The following is a 19099-nucleotide window of genomic DNA, read 5'->3' as shown; positions in this document are numbered from 1 at the left end:
GCGCTCCGTCGGTCGGCCTTGGGCGGACAGCCTTGGCGTCGGTCCAGCGGAAACATGCGGGTGCCGGGTCTCGGCTTTGCCGGCCCCTGCCGTTGGCGCTCCGTCGGTCGGCCTTGGGCGGACAGCCTTGGCGTCGGTCCAGCGGAAACATGCGGGTGCCGGGTCTCGGCTTTGCCGGCCCCTGCCGTTGGCACTCCGTCGGTCGGCCTCGGGCGGACAGCCTTGGCGTCGGTCCATCAGGAGATGCGGGCCCCGCATCTAGGCTTTGCCGGCCCCCGCCAGTCAGTACCCCGTCGCTCACTCCCGCCCTCGTGCAGGCGCCTACGCGTTGATCTCCCCGGACACGCGGCCCCGGCGGCTTCATGGGCGGGGAGGGCGATGGTGGGACAGCGCGCGGACCTCCGCGTGTCTGGTGCGTGCGGGCGCTGTCGCCCGGACCTCATCGCGCGTCGGCGCGTCCGCGCCCTTCCTGTCGCCGCTCACCGGATCCGGTGGCGTGCAGGATCGTGTGGGCGACCAGCTCGGGTGCGTCCAGCATCGGGATGTGGCCGCAGTCGGGCAGCTGCACCAGGCGGGCGTTCGGGATCGCTGCCAGGGCCCGGTCCGCCTGGCGAGGCGGCAGAAGCCGGTCGCGGGTTCCCCAGGCGATCGTCACCGGCACATCGGGGATGTCGCCGGTGAACAGACCTGGTGCGCGCCCGGCTTCCAGGGTGGCCTCGAACCCCGCCGAGTCCCGTAGCGTCCGCAGCGCCGCAGCCACGGCCGTCGGCGGGCACAGCTCCGGCCGGCCGTACAGGGTGCCGGTCAGCACGGCGCGGGCGGGCGCGGTGCGCACCAGCGCCTCCAACGCCGGGTACGGCAGCAGCCGTACACCTTGTCTGGCCGCGTTCACCACGGCGTAGGTGTAGCGCCGCTCCATGCCGGTCCAGAAACCGGCCGGGGCCAGCGCGGTCACGCTCCGTGCGAGCCCGGCCTGCCCCAGGCGCAGCGCGATCAGCCCGCCCAGCGAGTGGCCCACCACGTGCGGCCGCTCCGCGCCGAGCTCCGCGAACACCGAACCCAGCCACAGCACGGCCGTGTCCAGGTCACGGGGGACGCCGGGATCCAGGTCCGGGGACTGGCCGAACCCCGGCAGGTCCATCGCGATGATCTCGCGCTCCTCGGTCAGCAGCGGCATGACCGGATCCCAGACCAGCCGGTGAGAGCCGAGCCCGTGCAGCAGGACGACGGGTTCGCCGACGCCCTGCCGCTCGTACGCCACCGTGACGGGACCGAGGTCCGCGGCCTGCCCCTGCACGAACCAAGCCGCCCGCGGCCCGACGACCACGCGTCCGCAGGCCCCGTCGGTTCCCGCCGCCGGCCGCCGCAACAGGGGCGGTCCACCCGGCAGGAGACCCCACAGGCACGCGGCGGCCCGGCCGACGTGACCCCCGCTCCGCCCGGCTGCTGAAACGAGCGCTGACATCCAGGCCATCGCTGACCACCTCACACGCCCTGACGCATTCCGTCACAAGACCAAGCTCAGGTAACTCTCATTGCAGAAACAAGGGTGGAATCCCTCACATTCCTGACAGTGCTGCGGCCTGGAGGCAGAAAAGGGACGCGTGCCGGCCTTCTCCCGTCAGCGCCTACCCTTGAGCCATGACCAGCAGCAGCGACCGGAGCCCGGCAGTGGACGTTCCCCCTTCGAAGACGTATGAAGTGCGCACCTACGGGTGCCAGATGAACGTCCACGACTCCGAGCGGTTGTCGGGGCTGCTCGAAGAGGCGGGTTACGTGCGCGCGCCCGAGGGCTCGGACGGCGACGCGGACGTCGTCGTCTTCAACACCTGCGCGGTCCGTGAGAACGCCGACAACAAGCTGTACGGCAACCTGGGCCACCTCGCCCCGATGAAGGCCAAGCGGCCCGGCATGCAGATCGCGGTCGGCGGCTGCCTCGCGCAGAAGGACCGCGACACGATCGTGAAGAGGGCGCCCTGGGTGGACGTCGTCTTCGGCACGCACAACATCGGCAAGCTGCCCGTCCTGCTGGAACGCGCGCGCGTGCAGGAGGAGGCGCAGGTCGAGATCGCCGAGTCGCTGGAGGCGTTCCCCTCCACGCTGCCGACGCGGCGCGAGAGCGCGTACGCGGCCTGGGTGTCGATCTCCGTCGGCTGCAACAACACCTGCACCTTCTGCATCGTCCCGGCCCTGCGCGGCAAGGAGAAGGACCGCCGCCCCGGCGACATCCTCGCCGAGGTCGAGGCCCTGGTGGCCGAGGGCGTCTCCGAGATCACGCTGCTCGGCCAGAACGTCAACGCGTACGGCTCAGACATCGGCGACCGTGAGGCGTTCAGCAAGCTGCTGCGGGCCTGCGGCGCCATCGAGGGCCTCGAGCGCGTCCGCTTCACCTCCCCGCACCCGCGTGACTTCACCGACGACGTCATCGCCGCCATGGCCGAGACACCGAACGTGATGCCGCAGCTGCACATGCCGCTGCAGTCCGGCTCGGACACGGTCCTGAAGGCGATGCGCCGTTCGTACCGCCAGGACCGCTACCTGGGGATCATCGAGAAGGTCCGCGCCGCCATCCCGCACGCCGCGATCACCACCGACATCATCGTGGGCTTCCCCGGCGAGACCGAGGAGGACTTCGAGCAGACGCTGCACGTCGTGCGCGAGGCCCGGTTCGCGCAGGCGTTCACCTTCCAGTACTCCAAGCGCCCCGGCACCCCGGCGGCCACCATGGACAACCAGATCCCCAAGCAGGTCGTCCAGGCGCGCTACGAGCGGCTCGTCGCCCTCCAGGAGGAGATCTCCTGGGAGGAGAACAAGAAGCAGGTCGGCCGCAATCTGGAGCTGATGGTGGCCGAGGGCGAGGGCCGCAAGGACGGCACCACGCACCGCCTGTCCGGCCGGGCTCCCGACAACCGCCTGGTCCACTTCACCAAGCCGGAGCAGGCGGTCCGCCCCGGCGACGTGGTGACCGTCGAGATCACGTACGCCGCCCCGCACCACCTCCTCGCCGAGGGCCCGGTGCTGGACGTGCGCCGCACGCGCGCGGGCGACGCCTGGGAGAAGCGCAACGCCGAGAAGGCGGCGAAGCCCGCGGGCGTGATGCTGGGCCTGCCGAAGATCGGGGTGCCGGAGCCCCTGCCGGTGGTCACCGGCGGCTGCGCCGTCGACTGACCGGGCCGCCCGGACCACGACGACGGCCCGCCCTGTCGGGCAGGAGACGCATCCCGGGTGACCTGGGAGCGTCGCAGTAGGCTGCCGATCATGCTTGTCGCCGCCGCAGTCTGCCCCTGCCCGCCGCTCCTCGTGCCCGAGCTCGCCGCGGGCGCCGCACCCGAGCTGGACGCCGCCCGTGCCGCCTGCACGGACGCGCTCGGCGTGCTCGCGGCCGCCCGGCCGGACCTGCTCGTGGTGGTGGGGCCCGGCGAGGAGGACGGGTACGCGGCGTATCCGCAAGGAGCGCGGGGCACGTTCCGCGGCTTCGGCGTGGACATCGACGTACGACTGGGCCGGGCCGAGGGCGGCACGGACGCCCCGGTGCTGACGGAACGCCGCCTTCCGACCTCGCTGGCCGTGGCCGCGTGGCTGCTGGAGCGGACCGGCTGGTCGGATGCCCCGATCGAGGGACTCGCCGTGGGGGAACCGCTGCCGGCCGAGCGGTGTACCGATATCGGAAGGGACATCGCCGCCCGGGCCGAGCGGGTGGCGCTGCTGGTGATGGGCGACGCCAGCGCCTGCCGCACGCTCAAGGCCCCCGGCTACCTCGACGAGCGGGCGGCGCCCTTCGACGCGTCCGTCGCGCGCGCGCTGGGCGAGGCGGACGTGGCGGCGCTCAGCACGCTGGACATCGAGCTCGCCCACGAGCTGAAGGCCTCGGGCCGAGCGCCCTGGCAGGTCCTCGCCGGCGCCGCCGATGCGGCGGGCCTGGCGGGCGGCTTGCTGTACGACGCGGCGCCGTACGGCGTGGGGTACCTGGTCGCGACCTGGTCGTAGGGCGGCCGACCCCGGCCGGAAACGACGGACGGCCGGGAGCCGTCAGGCTCCGCGGCCGTCCGTCGAGTATGCCGTTCAGGCGGTCGGCGGGGGCGCGTCCGGCGGTGGCGTGCTCCTGCCGGTCGCCGTGTCGTCGCCCTTGTGCGCGAGTCGGTCCATGGCCCCCTTGGCCTTGCCCGTGCCCGTCTGGATCTTGTCGCTGTACTTGCCCTTGGTCCCCTTGTCGACGACCTTCGCGGCACGGTCGATGCCGTGATGGACCTTGTCCTCGTGCCGCTGCGCGAAGTCGGAGACCTTGTGCCGATGCGCGAAGTCGGAGACCTTGTCCTTTGCCGGGGCGAGTTTGGCTTTCAAATTGTCCATCAGACGCATGGTTCACCTTCCCGCGCGGGGCAGTTACGTGCGGGCGCCCTCGCCGGCCTCACTGTCGGCCACCTCGTCGGCGGACTGCTGCTTTGGGATCTCGACGCCGTCGTCGGCGTCGGCCTCGGCGGACTCCACTGCCGTCGGCTGTGCCGCCGACCCGTCCGTCTCCTCGGCCTTCGCCTCGGCCGGCTCCCTAGCCTCCACAGCCTCGTCCGCCGCGGGTTCGGCCGTTGGTGTGTCGGCCTGCGCCGCGGCGGTTGACGTCTCCTCCGTAGCCTTCGACCTCCGGAGAAGCCGTGCAAAAACGCCCATATCCACTCCATACGTTACTCGTGCGGGCGAAATCCCGCGTCGTCCGGTGCGTCCGTTTGCGCCGCCCGGTCGCCGCCTCCGCGAAACCGGCGGCGAGAACCTCGCAACTGGCAACGACCCCGCGTGCGTGCCGTCACGTAACTCGTTCGAGTCCACCCCATGAGGTTTGCGAGACTGGGGCGGTGAGCAGCGCACCCCCCGCCCCCCGCGTCATCGCCGTCGTCGGACCCACCGCGGCCGGAAAGTCCGATCTGGGCGTTTTCCTGGCCCGGCAGCTCGGCGGCGAGGTCGTCAACGCCGACTCCATGCAGCTCTACCGAGGGATGGACATCGGCACCGCCAAGCTGACGCCCGAGGAGCGCGCCGGCGTCCCGCACCACCTGCTGGACATCTGGGACGTGACGGTCACGGCGTCGGTCGCCGAGTACCAGCGGCTCGCGCGGGAGCGGATCGACGCACTGCTCGCCGAGGGGCGCTGGCCGATCCTGGTCGGCGGCTCCGGCCTGTACGTCCGTGGCGCCGTGGACAACCTGGAGTTCCCCGGCACCGACCCCGAGGTCAGGGCCCGGCTGGAGGAGGAGCTCGCGCTGCGCGGCTCCGGTGCGCTGCACGCCCGCCTGGCCGCCGCCGACCCCGAGGCCGCACAGGCGATCCTGCCCAGCAACGGGCGCCGTATCGTCCGGGCTCTCGAAGTGATCGAGATCACCGGGCAGCCCTTCACCGCCAACCTCCCCGGGCATGACTCGGTCTACGACACGATGCAGATCGGTGTCGACGTGGCGCGCCCCGAGCTCGACGAGCGCATCGCCCGCCGGGTCGACCGGATGTGGGACGCCGGACTCGTCGACGAGGTGCGCGCGCTGGAGGCGCAGGGATTGCGCGAGGGGCGTACGGCCTCACGCGCGCTCGGCTACCAGCAGGTGCTCGCGGCGCTCGCCGGGGAGTGCACCCTCGAAGAGGCGCGGGCCGAGACCGTACGTGCCACCAAGCGCTTCGCGCGCCGCCAGGATTCATGGTTCAGGCGCGATCCACGGGTGCACTGGCTCAGTGGGGCTGCGGCGGATCTCACAGAACTTCCGCAGCTCGCATTGGCGTTGGTCGAACGACCGGTTACAGCCTGATCACGTGATGGCATCGGGACGCTCCGGCCGCCGTTCCGGCCTCCGGCGCCATGCCATCATCGAGCTTCGATCGACCAAGTGGAGTCCGAGTTGGGAGGGCGCGTGGCGATGGAGGCCGGCCCTCGCGACACCGCACAAGGCACCGAGAACGTCACCGCCGACGGCGGTGAACGGGAGCAGGACGGCGACCGTCCGATCCCCGGCGGGCTCGACGAGGCCGAGGGCGGCGTCACCGACGACGGTCCCGAGCCCGAGGAGATGTACGCGAGCGGCCCGGAGGTCGAGGTCGAGCTGCGCCCGCAGCGCCGCCTGCGCATCTGGCAGCTCGCACCCATCGTGTCCCTGGCCGCGGTCGGCTCCCTGATGTTCGCGTTCCCGCTGGCCTTCGACTTCGGCGACAGCGGGGCCGTGATCGCCATGCTGGGCCTGCTGATCTGCTCCTGCGCGGCCGGCTGGGGCATGATGGCCGCCCGCCGGGTGGGCTACACCTGGCCCGGACTGCCGCAGCGGGGCTCCGGCCGGCGGCCGGACTGGCGGGTCCTGATCGGATACGTGCTCGTGGTGGCCGTGGTGGTCGTTCTCGCCGTGTGGCGTGTGGCAAGGCTGCGCTGACCTCACACGCGCGCGGTGGCCCTGGTGCTGCGTGGGTCGCCGTACGGCACCGCGCACGCAGGGGTTGTCCTGGCGACCCCGTACGATCGAGGAATGAGCACGCGGATCGCCTTCCTCAAGGGTCACGGCACGGAGAACGACTTCGTGATCGTGCCGGACCCCGAGAACGCCATCGACCTGCCCCCCGCCGCCGTCGCCGCCCTGTGCGACCGTCGCGCGGGCATCGGCGGTGACGGACTGCTCCATGTGGTGCGATCCGCGGCGCACCCCGAGGCCCAGGACATGGCGGCCGAGGCCGAGTGGTTCATGGACTACCGCAACGGCGACGGCTCCGTCGCGGAGATGTGCGGCAACGGCGTGCGTGTGTTCGCGCGCTACCTCCAGCGCGCCGGACACGTCGCCGAGGGCGACCTCACCGTCGCCACGCGCGGGGGCGTGAAGACCGTGCACATCGCCAAGGACGGCGACGTCACGGTCGGCATGGGCAGGGCGCGGCTCCCCGAGGGAGACGTCACGGTCAGTGTCGGCGAGCGCAGCTGGCCCGCGCGCAACGTCAACATGGGCAACCCCCATGCCGTCGCCTTCGTGGACGATCTCGCGCACGCCGGCGACCTGTGCTCCCCACCGCCGTTCAGCCCGGCCTCGGCCTACCCGGACGGGGTCAACGTGGAGTTCGTGGTCGACCGGGGACCTGGGCATGTCGCGCTGCGCGTGCACGAGCGCGGGGCAGGCGAGACCCGGTCGTGCGGCACGGGCGCGTGTGCCGTCGCCGTGGCCGCCGCGCGGCGCGACGGGGCCGACCCGGCGGTCACCGGTGCCCCCGCGACGTACACCGTCGACGTGCCCGGCGGCACCCTGGCGATCACCGAGCGGCCCGACGGCGAGATCGAGATGACCGGCCCCGCGGTGATCGTGGCCGAGGGTGAGATCGACGCGGAGTGGCTGGAAACGCTCGGTCGCTGAGCGGTTCCGTGACTTGGCATCAGAGCTTTGCGGAGCTCATGGCCTGAGAGTCGGTCGTGAGCTCCGCGGACACGCTTCGGAATCGCGAACTCCGGTTCGCTGTATGGCGCGAAACCGTAAACCTCTGAACCCTCGCTCGAATGGGTGATCCGTTTCACGCTCGGCGAGAGGCGGTCAGCCGCACGTGATGGGCTCGATAGCATCAAGCACCGGCCCGGACGGGGGAGAAGTCGCCATCCCCTGAGCCGTGTCCGCCATGGGGCACCCCGTCCGCCGGTCCACGCAGCCGGAGGTGCCCATGAGTGCGGAGGCCACGAACCCCGCGACGCCAGGCCCGGTAGCAGGCCCTGCGACGCCTGCCGTGCCCCGCAGGAAGGCCCGCGCCCGGCTCGATCTGCGCCGCCTCGGCCGGGCCGCGCTGCTCGGCCCGGCAGCCCGCGACCGGCTGCCCGACGCGATCAGCCATGTCGTCGACGCCCACCGCGCCCACCACCCCGACGCGGACCTCGAACCGCTGCGCCGCGCCTATGTGCTGGCCGAGTCCTCGCACCGCGGCCAGATGCGCAAGAGCGGCGAGCCGTACATCACGCACCCGCTCGCCGTGACGCTCATCCTCGCCGAACTCGGCGCCGAGACCACCACCTTGACGGCCTCCCTGCTGCACGACACCGTCGAGGACACCGAGGTGACGCTCGATCAGGTCCGTGACCAGTTCGGCGAGGAGGTCCGCTTCCTCGTCGACGGCGTGACGAAGCTGGAGAAGGTCGACTACGGCGCAGCCGCCGAGCCCGAGACGTTCCGCAAGATGCTCGTCGCCACCGGCAACGACGTCCGCGTGATGTCGATCAAACTCGCCGACCGCCTGCACAACATGCGCACCCTCGGGGTGATGCGCCCCGAGAAACAGGCCCGCATCGCCAAGGTGACCCGCGACGTCCTCATCCCGCTCGCCGAACGGCTCGGCGTCCAGGCGCTCAAGACCGAACTGGAAGACCTGGTCTTTGCGATCCTGCACCCCGAGGAGTACGAGCACACACGCGAGTTGATCGTCGACAATGCCTCCCGCACGGACGACCCGCTCGCCGAGATGGCCGACGAGATGCGCAAGGTCCTGCGCGAGGCGGACATCCAGGCCGAAGTCCTCATCCGGCCGCGGCACTTCGTATCCGTACACCGGGTGTCCCGCAAGCGCGGCCGGCTGCGCGGCGCCGACTTCGGGCGGCTGCTGGTGCTGGTGAACGAGGACGCGGACTGTTACGGCGTCCTGGGTGAACTGCACACCTGTATGACGCCCGTCGTCTCGGAGTTCAAGGACTTCATCGCCGTCCCCAAGTTCAACCTCTACCAGTCGCTGCACACCGCCGTCGCCCGCGCGGACGGTCAGGTCGCCGAAGTACTCATCCGCACCCACCAGATGCACAAGGTCGCCGAGGCCGGCGTCGTCGCGCTCGGCAATCCCTACGCTCCTCCGTCGGAGGAGCAGGCCGCTTCGAGCGACGGCGAGCGCGCGGACCCCACACGTCCCGGCTGGCTGTCCCGCCTCCTCGACTGGCAGGAGGGCGCACCCGACCCGGACACCTTCTGGTCCACCCTGCGCGAGGACCTCGCCCAGGACCGCGAGATCACCGTCTTCCGGCCCGACGGCGGCACCCTGGGCCTGCCCGAGGGCGCGACCTGTGTGGACGCCGCGTACGCGCAGTACGGCGAGGACGCGCACGCGTGCATCGGCGCCCGCGTCAATGGTCGCCTGGCGACGCTCAGCACCGTCCTGCGGGACGGTGACACCGTCCAGCTCCTCATGGGCCAGGACCCGGCCTCGGAGCCGTCCAGGGAGTGGCTGGAGCACGCCCACACGCCGGCCGCCCGGATCGCCATCCAGCGGTGGCTGGCCGCCCATCCGCCGCAGGGCGACACCCAGGGGGGCGAGAAGCCCGGGCCGGCGCCTGTCCCGGCCGCAGCGGACGGATCGGCGAGCCTGGAGGCCGGCTCGGCGGAACCGGCCGTCCGTCCGGCTGCCGAGGGGCCGGAATTCCGGTCCGCCGCCGCGCCGGCCGGTCGCTCCACGAACGCAAGCGTCCTCGTCGACCCGCCCGGCGCGACCGTACGCCTCGCCGGCTGCTGTACGCCCGTACCGCCGGACGAGGTCACCGGGTTCTCCGTGCGCGGGGGAGTGGTGACCGTCCACCGCGTGGAGTGCGCCGCGGTGGCGCGGATGAAGAGCGCGGGGCGTGCGGAGGTCGGCGTGCGCTGGGGGGACACCACCGAGTGCCGGGTCACGCTGGTCGCCGAATCGTTCGTTCGCCCGCACCTGCTGGCGGACCTCACCGAAGCGATGGCCCTGGAGGGCGCGGAAATCGTCTCGGCGACGGTCGAGCCCCCGACCCAGCAGCGAGTCCGCCACACCTACACGGTCGAGCTCCCGGACGCGGCGCAGCTCCCGGGGCTGATGCGGGCCATGCGGAACGTGGCGGGCGTGTACGACGTGAGGAGGGCGCAGCCGCACACGCCGGGGGCGTGAGGGTCCCGGTGCGAGCCCCGTGCGGGCCGCGCACCACGCTCGCCTCCTCCGGCTCCTCTGTCTCTCCGATTCCTCCGACTCTCTGGCTCCTCGACCCCTGAAACGCCGCTACACACCCGTTCGAGTGTGCCGGTCGCGAGTCGTCGACGCGCGGCACGCGGGCGCTGATAGCGGTGGTGCATGCTGCTCACCCCCCGCACCGAGCCTCGGCGACCAGTCCCTGGCGCCCCTCGTCCTCGTCCCCGGTCCACCCGGCGCCTCAAGACGCCCGCGCTGCTCGCCCTGGCCGTCTCCACCTGCCTCATCGCCGCGAGCGGCCCCGCCACACCCCTGGGTGTCGGCGACCGCCTGTACCCGTACCTGGGCAACCCCGGCTACGACGTGGCCTCGTACGACCTCTCCTTCACCTATCCGGGCACCAACAGCAAGCCCCTCCAGGCCGTCACCAGGATCGACGCCTGGACGACCGCGGAGCTGGAACACCTCAATCTGGACTTCGCCCACGGCAAGGTCCAGTCCGTCGAGGTCGACGGGCAGCCGGCGTCGTTCAGGAGTGCCGGCGAGGACCTCGTGATCACGCCCGAGGAGCCGCTGCCCGAGGGCAGCTGGGTGCAGGTCACCGTGCGGCACACCAGCGACCCCAAGTACGGAGCCGACCGGGAGGGCGGCTGGGTGCGGACCACCGACGGCCTCGCCATGGCCAACCAGGCCGACGCCGCCCACGTCGTCTTCCCGTGCAACGACCACCCCTCCGACAAGGCGCTGTTCACCATCCGGGTCACCGCGCCCAACGGCTACACGGCTGTCGCCAACGGTCTGCGGACCGGCGTGGACCGTACGGGCAAGGCGACGACATGGACGTACCGCACCGGCCACCCCATGGCCACCGAGCTCGCCCAGGTGTCCATCGGCCGCTCCGCCGTGCTGCACCGCAGCGGCCCGCACGGACTGCCCGTACGGGACGTCGTGCCCACCGGGCAGCGTGAGCGGCTGGAACCGTGGCTGAAGAAGACCCCCGGCCAGATCTCCTGGATGGAGAGCAAGGTCGGCCTGTACCCCTTCGAGACGTACGGCCTGCTCATGGCCGACGCCGAGACCGGCTTCGAGCTGGAGACCCAGACCCTCTCTCTCTTCGAGACGGGACTCTTCACCGAGGCGGCCTTCCCCAAGTGGTACATCGAGTCGATCATGGTGCACGAGCTGGCGCACCAGTGGTTCGGCGACAGCGTCAGCCCGCGCAGCTGGTCCGACCTGTGGCTCAGCGAGGGGCACGCCACCTGGTACGAGGCCCTGTACGCGGCGGAGAAGGCGGGCAGGCCGCTGGAGGCACGGATGAAGGCCGCGTACGCCGCCTCCGACCGCTGGCGTGCGGCCGGCGGACCACCCGCCGCCCCCAAGGCGCCGGAGCCCGGCAAGAAGACCGGCATCTTCCGGCCCAGCGTCTACGACGGCGCGGCCCTGGTCCTGTACGCCCTCCGGCAGGAGATCGGCCGCCCGGCCTTCGAGCGCCTGGAACGCGCCTGGGTGAGCCGCCACGAGCACGGAGCCGCCTCGACCGCGGACTTCGTCGCGCTCGCGGAGGAGGTCTCCGGACGCCACCTCCACGGGTTCATGCACGCCTGGCTCTACGGCAAGAAGACCCCGCCGATGCCAGGTCAGCCGGAGTGGAAGGCTGCGGACCCGAAGAAGGCGGCTGGGAAGACCGGCAATGCCGGGAAGGTTGGGACCACCGGGAAGACCGGGAAGACTGGGAAGACCGGGAAGACCGGGAAGGTCGCGAAGACCGCGCGGACCGCGAAATAAGGCGGTGACGAGACGCCCCGTGCCGTGCGACCATCTTCAGGTCGGCACGGCACGGGACACGGGAATCTCCCGGGGTACTCGTGCGTTGTGAGCAGTGACGGATCAGTTCCCCGGTGCCACGAACCCCTTCCGAAGCTGCCGGTGTCACTGCCACCGTCGGCACAAACGGATTGCCCATCGACGTAAGGACCCAATGACCTCCTCTTCTTCCTTTTCCCAGGACACTCAGCGCTTGGCGCACAGCTATCCCGAAGGTCTTCGGGCCGATGCCCTGATGGAAGAGGACGTCGCCTGGAGCCACGAGATCGACGGAGAGCGGGACGGCGACCAGTTCGACCGCTCCGACCGCGCGGCTCTGCGCCGCGTCGCGGGCCTCTCCACCGAGCTCGAGGACGTCACCGAGGTCGAGTACCGCCAGCTCCGCCTGGAGCGGGTCGTGCTCGTCGGTGTCTGGACCTCGGGGACCGTGCAGGACGCGGAGAACTCGCTGGCCGAGCTCGCCGCCCTCGCGGAGACCGCGGGCGCGCTCGTGCTCGACGGCGTGATCCAGCGCCGCGACAAGCCGGACGCGGCCACCTACATCGGCTCCGGCAAGGCCGAGGAGCTGCGGGACATCGTGCTGGAGACCGGCGCCGACACCGTCATCTGCGACGGTGAGCTCAGCCCGGGCCAGCTCATCCACCTCGAAGACGTCGTCAAGGTCAAGGTCATCGACCGTACGGCCCTGATCCTCGACATCTTCGCCCAGCACGCCAAGTCCCGAGAGGGCAAGGCGCAGGTCGCGCTCGCGCAGATGCAGTACATGCTGCCGAGGCTGCGAGGCTGGGGTCAGTCGCTGTCCCGGCAGATGGGCGGCGGCAAGGGCGGCGGGCTTGCCACCCGTGGTCCCGGTGAGACCAAGATCGAGACGGACCGGCGTCGGATCCGCGAGAAGATGGCGAAGATGCGCCGGGAGATCGCGGAGATGAAGACCGGCCGCGACATCCAGCGCCAGGTGCGCCGGCGCAACAAGGTGCCGTCGGTGGCCATCGCCGGCTACACGAACGCCGGCAAGTCCTCCCTGCTCAACCGCCTCACGGGCGCGGGCGTGCTGGTCGAGAACGCCCTGTTCGCCACCCTCGACCCGACCGTGCGCCGGGCCGAGACGCCGGGCGGGCGGCACTACACGCTGGCGGACACCGTCGGCTTCGTACGCCACCTGCCGCACCACCTGGTCGAGGCGTTCCGCTCCACGATGGAGGAGGTCGGTGATTCCGACCTGATCCTGCACGTGGTGGACGGTTCGCACCCGAACCCGGACGAGCAGTTGGCCGCCGTGCGCGAGGTGATCAGGGACGTCGGCGCCACCGACGTACCGGAGATCGTCGTGATCAACAAGGCCGACGCGGCCGACCCGCTGATGCTGCAGCGGCTGCTGCGGATCGAGAAGCGCTCCATCGCGGTCTCGGCCCGCACCGGCCAGGGCATCGACGAGCTGCTCGCGCTGATCGACAACGAGCTGCCGCGCCCGTCGGTCGAGATCGAGGCACTCGTGCCGTACACGCACGGCAAGCTGGTCGCCCGTGCCCACACCGAGGGCGAGGTGATCTCCGAGGAGCACACCCCGGAGGGCACGCTGCTCAAGGTGCGGGTGCACGAGGAACTGGCGGCGGATCTCGCGCCGTATGTTCCGGCGCCGACGGTCTGAGTGTCGTGGAGCCGGTCTCGCAGGCCGGCCGAGCAGATCGCGGAAGGCCCGCCCCCTCACGCTTCCGTTCTAGCGGTCGTCGCAACACCCCGGTTCAGGGGATGCGATGGACTGGCCTGAGCAGCGACTAGGCAGGCCAGGTCGTCGGCATCAACCCGAAGACCGGCCGACGACCGCGCGAAAGGCGCAATGCCGACCGCAACAGAAGGCGGCACCAACGGTTCGACCGGCGGTGCCGCCTTCCGGCGTCTACCGGTACCTGCACGAGGGCGAGCGGATCCACAACGCCGACCGGCTGCGGGAGAGGTCCACCATCCGCCGGTGGCCAGTACTTCGCGGCGCAGCTCCCGGCCTTCGCCGTTACGACGCCGAGGGAGGCGGGGCAGCAGGTCCAGGGTGGCTGTCGTCTCCGAGGGCACGTCCATCCAGGAGCGCCGGCCGGGGCCCAGCCCAGCCCGAGGTAGTCGCCCCGCGCTACGTCCGCCGCAACCGGCGCAACAGCGGCGGCCCGGGTTCCACCGCTCTCCGTGCAACCGCCGTCGTCGTGCCGCTCGCCCTCGCTGTCCGACGCCATTCCCCGCCAACTTGATCCGGCACACCTGCAAGACCTCGACGCTGTCACCACCGAACTCAGCAGCCGCCCCCGCACGACGCTCGGCTGGAACACCAGCCGAGCGTCTGTCCGCACTGCTCGCGGTTTGATCAACTCACCGCGGTGTTGCAACGACCCCTGGAAGGCGCCCGCAGGGGAGCGGGCCTTCAGACGGGCGCGTCCGGGCGTGACTGTCCCCGCGGGTCACCGACCGCCGTACCTCTGGCTCATGTTCTCGTACAGCGCCTCGGCGTTCGCCCCCAGCTGCGGGCCCGCGAGCCAGGTGTGGTCCTGCGGGCCGATCGACGTGTTCGACACCAGCCTCGTCTCGCCGTCCACCACCCGGAACCAGCCGCCGCCGGACGAACCGCCGGTCATCGTGCAGCCGATGCGGTACATCGTCGGCAGCGTCGGGCTCAGCGCGAGGCGGCCCGGCCGGTCGAGGCACTTGAACATCCGCAGGCCGTTGTACGGCGGTGCCGCCGGGTAGCCCCAGGCGCCCATCGTGGCGACCTCGGTCGCCGACGGAGCCGAGAAGTCCACGGCGAGTGCGGCGCCGACCGTCTCCTCCAGCGACTTGCTGCCCTGTTCCGGCTTGACGTGCAGGACGGCGTAGTCGTACGCGGCACCCGCGCCGCCCGTCTCCGAGCCGCCCTTGATCCACTCGTTCGACGTCGAGACCCAGTCGGCCCACCAGTTGCCGTAGGGAGCGATCTCCGCGGATCCGGCGTTCCTCAACTGCGCTTCGGACTTGCTCAGATCGTTGTAGGCCGGCACGAAGACGATGTTGCGGTACCAGCCGCCCTTGCCACCGGCGTGCACGCAGTGGCCGGCCGTCCAGACCAGGTTGGACTTGCCGGGGTGGTTGACGTCCCTGACGACCGTGCCGGAGCAGACGGCCGGGCCGTCGGGGGAGTCGAAGAAGACCTTGCCGACAGGGGCCGCGTTCTCGTGGTACGGCGTCTTCTCGGCCGTGGCCTCGACCGGCGCCGGCTCAGGGTCGCTGACGCCCTGGTCGGCCGAGGCGTCCTGCGTGGTGATCGTCTTGTTGGCCTCCTTCGCGGACTGCATCCGCTCGGGCTTCCAGAGGCCCTCGATCACAGGGTTGACGAAGTCCTTGGCCTCGCTGAGCCACTTGTCCTTGTCCCAGTTCTTCCAGCCGCCGTCGGTCCACTTGTCGACATCGATGCCGTGCTCCTTGAGCTTGTCGGCGATGTCGGCCGGGATGTGGATCTTTCCGTCGCCGGTGTCGGCGGCTCGGGATGCGGCCGCCGCGGCTTTGTCGCTCGCCGCGTCCTGCGCCGAGCCGCCACAGGCGGTCACGGCCAGCGCCAGAGCGGCGACGAGGCCGGTGGCGGTGAGGACGGAGCGCCGCCCGCGCCGTGGCGCTGCGGGCGTACGTGTGGAACGCATCGTGCGATAACCCCCGTTGGAACGTGCTCTGCTGTCGGGCCTGCTGCCCGGTGCGCGACACCCCACTATGCCCGTGGAGTTGAGGGCGAACGGCGGTGAGGCGGTGAAGGTTTCTCCTACCGCTCCACCGCCCCGCCGCCGGTGCCCACCGTGCCGTCACCGACCGCGTCCCGCGAACTTCACTGACCGGCGAACTTCTCACTCACCGAGTCGAAGATGCCCTTGGCCTCCTTGCCCAGCCGCGGACCTGCGAGCCAGCCCGACTCCACCGGCCCGATCGAGGTGTTGGACACGAGCGCCGGCTTGCCGTCCGAGCCCGCCGCGACCCAGCCACCACCGGACGAACCGCCGGTCATGGTGCAGCCGATGCGGTACATCGTCGGGTCCGACGCGTTGAGCGACAGCCGACCCGGCTTGTCCTGGCACTGGTACAGCTTCTGCCCGTCGAACGGCGCCGCGGCCGGGTAACCGATCGCCTTGATGCTCTCCACGTCGGGCACGGCCGGGGCGTTGAAGTCCACCGGAAGAGCCGAACCCACCGTCTCCTCAAGGGACTTGCCGTTGCTCCCCGCCTCCGGCTTCACATGCAGCACGGCGAAGTCGTACGAGGCGCCGTCCCCGCCCGTCGGGCCGCCCTTCGCGATCCACTGGTCCGAGGTCTGCGCCCAGTCGGCCCACCAGACGCCGTACGGAGCGACCTTCTCCCGGGTGGCGCCCTCCAACTCCGTCGTGGCCATGCCCGCGTTGTTGTACGAGGGCACGAAGGCGATGTTGCGGTACCAGCCGCCGCTCTTGCCGGCGTGCACACAGTGGCCCGCGGTCCACACCATGTTGGACTTGCCGGGGTGGGCCGGGTCCTGCACGACCGTCGCCGAGCAGACCATCGTGCCTTCGGGGGAGTCGAAGAACACCTTGCCCGCCTCGGGGGCGTTGGCGTGGTACGCAGGCGGCACGGCCTGCGCGTCCACCGGCTCCGGCGTCGGGTCGGTCACACCCTGGTCACCGGAGAGGTCGCTGTCGTCGACACCGCGGTCCGGGTCCTCCGCTTCCCGCATGCGGTCCGGGTCCCACAGCCCCTCGATGATCGGGTTGATGTAGTCCTTGGCCTCACGCAGCCAGTCGTCCTTGTCCCACTTCTTCCAGGCGCCGTCCTTCCACTTGTCGAGGTCGATCCCGTGCTCTTTGAGCCTGTCCTTGATGTCGTCCGGGATCGTGATCTTGCCTTCACCTCCGGCCGCCGCGGACGCGGTGGCCTCGCCGCCCGCCTCCGCATCGCCCGACTCACAGGCCGTGACGGTGAAGGCCAGTGCCGCGGCGAGCGCGACCACGGGCAGCGGGGAAGTTCTGCGGCGCGCGCCCCTCTCTCGGCGAGCGGTGAACGACGGCCGTATCGATCGCATGGTCTAACTCCCCCTGGGGTGGCAGTACTAGGCGCAGCGGCCGTGAACTCCCTCTGATCACCTGCTGGTTTCGCGGGGTCGCCACGGCGCGTTGGAACGGCACCACACACTATGCGGTCGCTGTGGGGGAGTTCCCACGGAACGGCAACGGTTTCGCTACGGCAAGGATCTTGAAGCAACCCGTAACCCGGTGCACGGTCGGGGGTTGGTAGCGGTTGGGGGCCCGCTGCCCGTGGGTGGTCCCCAGTGCCCAGTTCCCCGGAGTTTCGAGTGGACGCTCGCGGGGCTTCGTATGTCGGGTCGGGCGAGGACGCGAGAGACCTGCTCGCCCCTGGACAGCGGGAGGACAGGGAGCCATGGCCGTGACCGAATCTTTGCGGGGGGACACGTCCGAGCCGGCGGGGGCGCGCGCCGTGCACGAGGGGATCCTGCGGCGGCAGTCGGCGCGCGAGTCGGCGGCTCGCACCTACGCCCGTGCCCTGCCGATCGTGCCGGTACGAGCACGGGGGCTGACCATCGAGGGTGCGGACGGTCGCCGCTACCTGGACTGCCTCTCGGGCGCCGGAACGCTGGCGCTCGGACACAATCACCCCGTCGTCCTGGAAGCCATCCGCAAGGTCCTCGACTCGGGCGCTCCCCTGCACGTCCTCGACCTGGCGACCCCCGTCAAGGACGCCTTCATCACCGAGCTGTTCCACACCCTGCCGCCCGGTCTCGCCGACCACGCGCGTGTGCAGTTCTGCGGACCGGCCGGCACCGACGCGGTGGAGGCCGCCTTCAAACTCGTCCGGGCCGCGACCGGACGGACCGGAATTCTCGCCTTCAGCGGCGCCTACCACGGGATGACCGCCGGAGCGCTCGAAGCATCCGGAGGCGCTTACGACGTACGGGTCGCACGCCTGCCCTACCCGCAGGACTACCGCTGCCCCTTCGGGGTCGGCGGCGAACGAGGCGCCGAACTCGCCGCCCGCTGGACCGAGTCCGTCCTGGACGACCCCAAATCCGGAGTGCCGCGTCCCGCCGGGATGATCCTCGAACCCGTCCAGGGAGAGGGTGGAGTGATCCCTGCCCCCGACGTCTGGATGCAGCGCATGCGGCAGATCACGGCCGACCGATCCATCCCACTGATCGCCGACGAGGTTCAGACCGGAGTCGGGCGCACCGGTGCCTTCTGGGCGGTGGAGCACAGCGGTGTCACTCCCGATGTGATGGTCCTGTCCAAGGCCATCGGGGGCAGCCTTCCTCTGGCCGTCATCGTCTACCGCGACGACCTCGACGCGTGGCAGCCCGGCGCTCACGCCGGCACATTCCGCGGCAACCAGCTCGCCATGGCCGCCGGTATGGCGACACTCGCCTACGTCCGCGAGAACCGGCTCGCCGAGCGGGCCGCTGAACTGGGCTCGCGCATGCTGAACCAACTGCGCCGACTCGCAGAGGACTTCGCCTGCATCGGTGATGTGCGCGGCAGGGGGCTGATGATCGGGATCGAGGTGGTGGAGCCGGGAAACGACGCCCGGCGGGGAGAAGGCCGCCTTGCGACCCTGGCGGGCGTTGAGCAGGCGGGAGACGAGCAGGCACTGGACCACTTGGCTGCTCATGATGGGAACGGAGGCGTTCCCCACCAGGCCGAAGGGGGCGCTGCGGCTGATCGCGGTCGTGCTGCGGGCGGCAGGGGCGGTGCGGTGGGGCTCGATCCTGCCGGACATGCGCGCGGCACCTCCGTGGGCTTCGCCGGCACCGGCCGGAGCACCGGGGTGGCGGCAGCGCAGGGCCCAGATGGCCGCCCCCGACCCGCCGCCCCCGACCTTGCGGCCGCCATCCAGCAGGAGTGTCTGCGCCGCGGCCTGATCATCGAAATCGGCGGCCGCCACTCCAGCGTCGTACGGCTGCTGCCGCCCCTGACCATCAGCGACGAACAGGCAGCCGCGGTACTGGACCGGCTGGCCGACGCCGTGGACGCAGTGTCCCGCGCCCACAACGGTCATGACCGTACGCACCAGCCGGACCCACGGCGCCGTCGGCACGACGACCGTGCCGAGTGGGCGGGGTAGCGCGGCAGGCGATGAGGGCGTGCCGACGCGCACCCGGCTCGGTGCGCTCCCGTCGGCATCGGGCGACCCACCCCCTCCGGAGCCACGCCTCACTCCCCAGCGACCCATCGCTTCTCCTCCGAACCACGCTCCAACTGACAAACCCCTTCATCCGTACTCCCGGAACCCGGCATCTCAAGCCCACGCCCACCCTCATCGCGCAGCGGCGCCCGTCGCCGCACGAGCCGGAACCACCTCAAGAGGACCAACCTTGATCACCACCCCTGCATCCGAC

Annotated in this window: 14 protein-coding genes; 9 read left to right on the top strand and 5 right to left on the bottom strand. The window is 71.1% G+C overall.

Annotation, left to right across the window (positions count from 1 at the left end; translation table 11 throughout):
- Positions 1-439 precede the first annotated feature (439 nt).
- Positions 440-1297, bottom strand: coding sequence for an alpha/beta fold hydrolase (locus ACIBU0_RS14265; RefSeq protein ID WP_398816780.1), 858 nt, complete (start codon positions 1295-1297; stop codon positions 440-442).
- A 344-nt stretch (positions 1298-1641) separates the two neighbouring features.
- Here ACIBU0_RS14265 and miaB point away from each other — a divergent pair, with 344 nt between their 5' ends.
- Together miaB and ACIBU0_RS14255 are read left to right on the top strand one after the other, a co-directional pair.
- On the top strand, positions 1642-3168 hold the full coding sequence (gene miaB / locus ACIBU0_RS14260) for a tRNA (N6-isopentenyl adenosine(37)-C2)-methylthiotransferase MiaB (RefSeq protein WP_398816777.1): 1527 nt from the start codon (positions 1642-1644) through the stop codon (positions 3166-3168).
- Between the two features lie 90 nt (positions 3169-3258).
- Entirely contained in the window at positions 3259-3987 is a 729-nt protein-coding gene (locus ACIBU0_RS14255; protein ID WP_398816775.1) for a class III extradiol dioxygenase subunit B-like domain-containing protein, read from the top strand.
- A 75-nt stretch (positions 3988-4062) separates the two neighbouring features.
- Here the strand turns inward: ACIBU0_RS14255 and ACIBU0_RS14250 are convergent, their stop codons facing one another.
- Together ACIBU0_RS14250 and ACIBU0_RS14245 are read right to left on the bottom strand one after the other, a co-directional pair.
- A complete protein-coding gene (locus ACIBU0_RS14250) occupies positions 4063-4359 on the bottom strand; it encodes an antitoxin (protein WP_398816772.1) in 297 nt (98 codons plus the stop codon).
- 24 nt (positions 4360-4383) lie between these two features.
- On the bottom strand, positions 4384-4557 hold the full coding sequence (locus ACIBU0_RS14245) for a gliding motility protein (protein WP_398816769.1): 174 nt from the start codon (positions 4555-4557) through the stop codon (positions 4384-4386).
- Positions 4558-4847: 290 nt separating this feature from the next.
- Here ACIBU0_RS14245 and miaA point away from each other — a divergent pair, with 290 nt between their 5' ends.
- The 6 genes from miaA (at position 4848) to hflX (ending at position 13369) form a co-directional block, all read left to right on the top strand.
- On the top strand, positions 4848-5786 hold the full coding sequence (gene miaA, locus ACIBU0_RS14240; RefSeq protein WP_398816766.1) for a tRNA (adenosine(37)-N6)-dimethylallyltransferase MiaA: 939 nt from the start codon (positions 4848-4850) through the stop codon (positions 5784-5786).
- A gap of 108 nt (positions 5787-5894) precedes the next feature.
- On the top strand, positions 5895-6398 hold the full coding sequence (locus tag ACIBU0_RS14235; RefSeq protein WP_398816929.1) for a hypothetical protein: 504 nt from the start codon (positions 5895-5897) through the stop codon (positions 6396-6398).
- 93 nt (positions 6399-6491) lie between these two features.
- Positions 6492-7361 (top strand): diaminopimelate epimerase, encoded by an 870-nt coding sequence (gene dapF, locus ACIBU0_RS14230; protein WP_398816763.1) that lies wholly within the window; start codon positions 6492-6494, stop codon positions 7359-7361.
- Between the two features lie 298 nt (positions 7362-7659).
- Positions 7660-9879: a RelA/SpoT family protein gene (locus ACIBU0_RS14225; RefSeq protein ID WP_398816760.1), complete on the top strand. Its 2220-nt coding sequence runs from the start codon at positions 7660-7662 to the stop codon at positions 9877-9879.
- Between the two features lie 180 nt (positions 9880-10059).
- The gene (locus tag ACIBU0_RS14220) at positions 10060-11682 is read left to right on the top strand and encodes a M1 family metallopeptidase (protein WP_398816757.1); all 1623 of its coding nucleotides are present in this window, start codon (positions 10060-10062) and stop codon (positions 11680-11682) included.
- Positions 11683-11875: 193 nt separating this feature from the next.
- On the top strand, positions 11876-13369 hold the full coding sequence (gene hflX, locus ACIBU0_RS14215) for a GTPase HflX (protein ID WP_398816755.1): 1494 nt from the start codon (positions 11876-11878) through the stop codon (positions 13367-13369).
- A 796-nt stretch (positions 13370-14165) separates the two neighbouring features.
- Here the strand turns inward: hflX and ACIBU0_RS14210 are convergent.
- Positions 14166-15374, bottom strand: coding sequence for a trypsin-like serine peptidase (locus ACIBU0_RS14210; RefSeq protein ID WP_398816752.1), 1209 nt, complete (start codon positions 15372-15374; stop codon positions 14166-14168).
- A 179-nt stretch (positions 15375-15553) separates the two neighbouring features.
- On the bottom strand, positions 15554-16774 hold the full coding sequence (locus ACIBU0_RS14205; protein WP_398816749.1) for a trypsin-like serine peptidase: 1221 nt from the start codon (positions 16772-16774) through the stop codon (positions 15554-15556).
- Between the two features lie 356 nt (positions 16775-17130).
- Here ACIBU0_RS14205 and ACIBU0_RS14200 point away from each other — a divergent pair, with 356 nt between their 5' ends.
- Complete coding sequence (locus ACIBU0_RS14200) at positions 17131-18825, top strand: diaminobutyrate--2-oxoglutarate transaminase family protein (protein ID WP_398816746.1); 1695 nt, start codon at positions 17131-17133, stop codon at positions 18823-18825.
- Positions 18826-19099 lie beyond the last annotated feature (274 nt).

Source organism: Streptomyces sp. NPDC049627, from assembly GCF_044465645.1.
In the GTDB taxonomy this organism is placed as follows: Bacteria; Actinomycetota; Actinomycetes; order Streptomycetales; family Streptomycetaceae; genus Streptomyces.
Note: the sequence above shows the minus strand (reverse complement) of the source record. Positions and strands in the feature narration are given on the sequence as shown.

What these genes read in the sequence shown, in the direction of transcription:
- ACIBU0_RS14255 (WP_398816775.1), top strand. Translation starts at nt 3,259, where the DNA reads ATGCTTGTCGCCGCCGCAGTCTGCCCCTGCCCGCCGCTCCTCGTGCCC.
- ACIBU0_RS14205 (WP_398816749.1), bottom strand. Translation starts at nt 16,774, where the DNA reads ATGCGATCGATACGGCCGTCGTTCACCGCTCGCCGAGAGAGGGGCGCG.
- ACIBU0_RS14220 (WP_398816757.1), top strand. Translation starts at nt 10,060, where the DNA reads ATGCTGCTCACCCCCCGCACCGAGCCTCGGCGACCAGTCCCTGGCGCC.
- hflX (WP_398816755.1), top strand. Translation starts at nt 11,876, where the DNA reads ATGACCTCCTCTTCTTCCTTTTCCCAGGACACTCAGCGCTTGGCGCAC.
- ACIBU0_RS14210 (WP_398816752.1), bottom strand. Translation starts at nt 15,374, where the DNA reads ATGCGTTCCACACGTACGCCCGCAGCGCCACGGCGCGGGCGGCGCTCC.
- dapF (WP_398816763.1), top strand. Translation starts at nt 6,492, where the DNA reads ATGAGCACGCGGATCGCCTTCCTCAAGGGTCACGGCACGGAGAACGAC.
- ACIBU0_RS14200 (WP_398816746.1), top strand. Translation starts at nt 17,131, where the DNA reads ATGGCCGTGACCGAATCTTTGCGGGGGGACACGTCCGAGCCGGCGGGG.
- ACIBU0_RS14235 (WP_398816929.1), top strand. Translation starts at nt 5,895, where the DNA reads ATGGAGGCCGGCCCTCGCGACACCGCACAAGGCACCGAGAACGTCACC.
- miaB (WP_398816777.1), top strand. Translation starts at nt 1,642, where the DNA reads ATGACCAGCAGCAGCGACCGGAGCCCGGCAGTGGACGTTCCCCCTTCG.
- ACIBU0_RS14250 (WP_398816772.1), bottom strand. Translation starts at nt 4,359, where the DNA reads ATGCGTCTGATGGACAATTTGAAAGCCAAACTCGCCCCGGCAAAGGAC.
- ACIBU0_RS14225 (WP_398816760.1), top strand. Translation starts at nt 7,660, where the DNA reads ATGAGTGCGGAGGCCACGAACCCCGCGACGCCAGGCCCGGTAGCAGGC.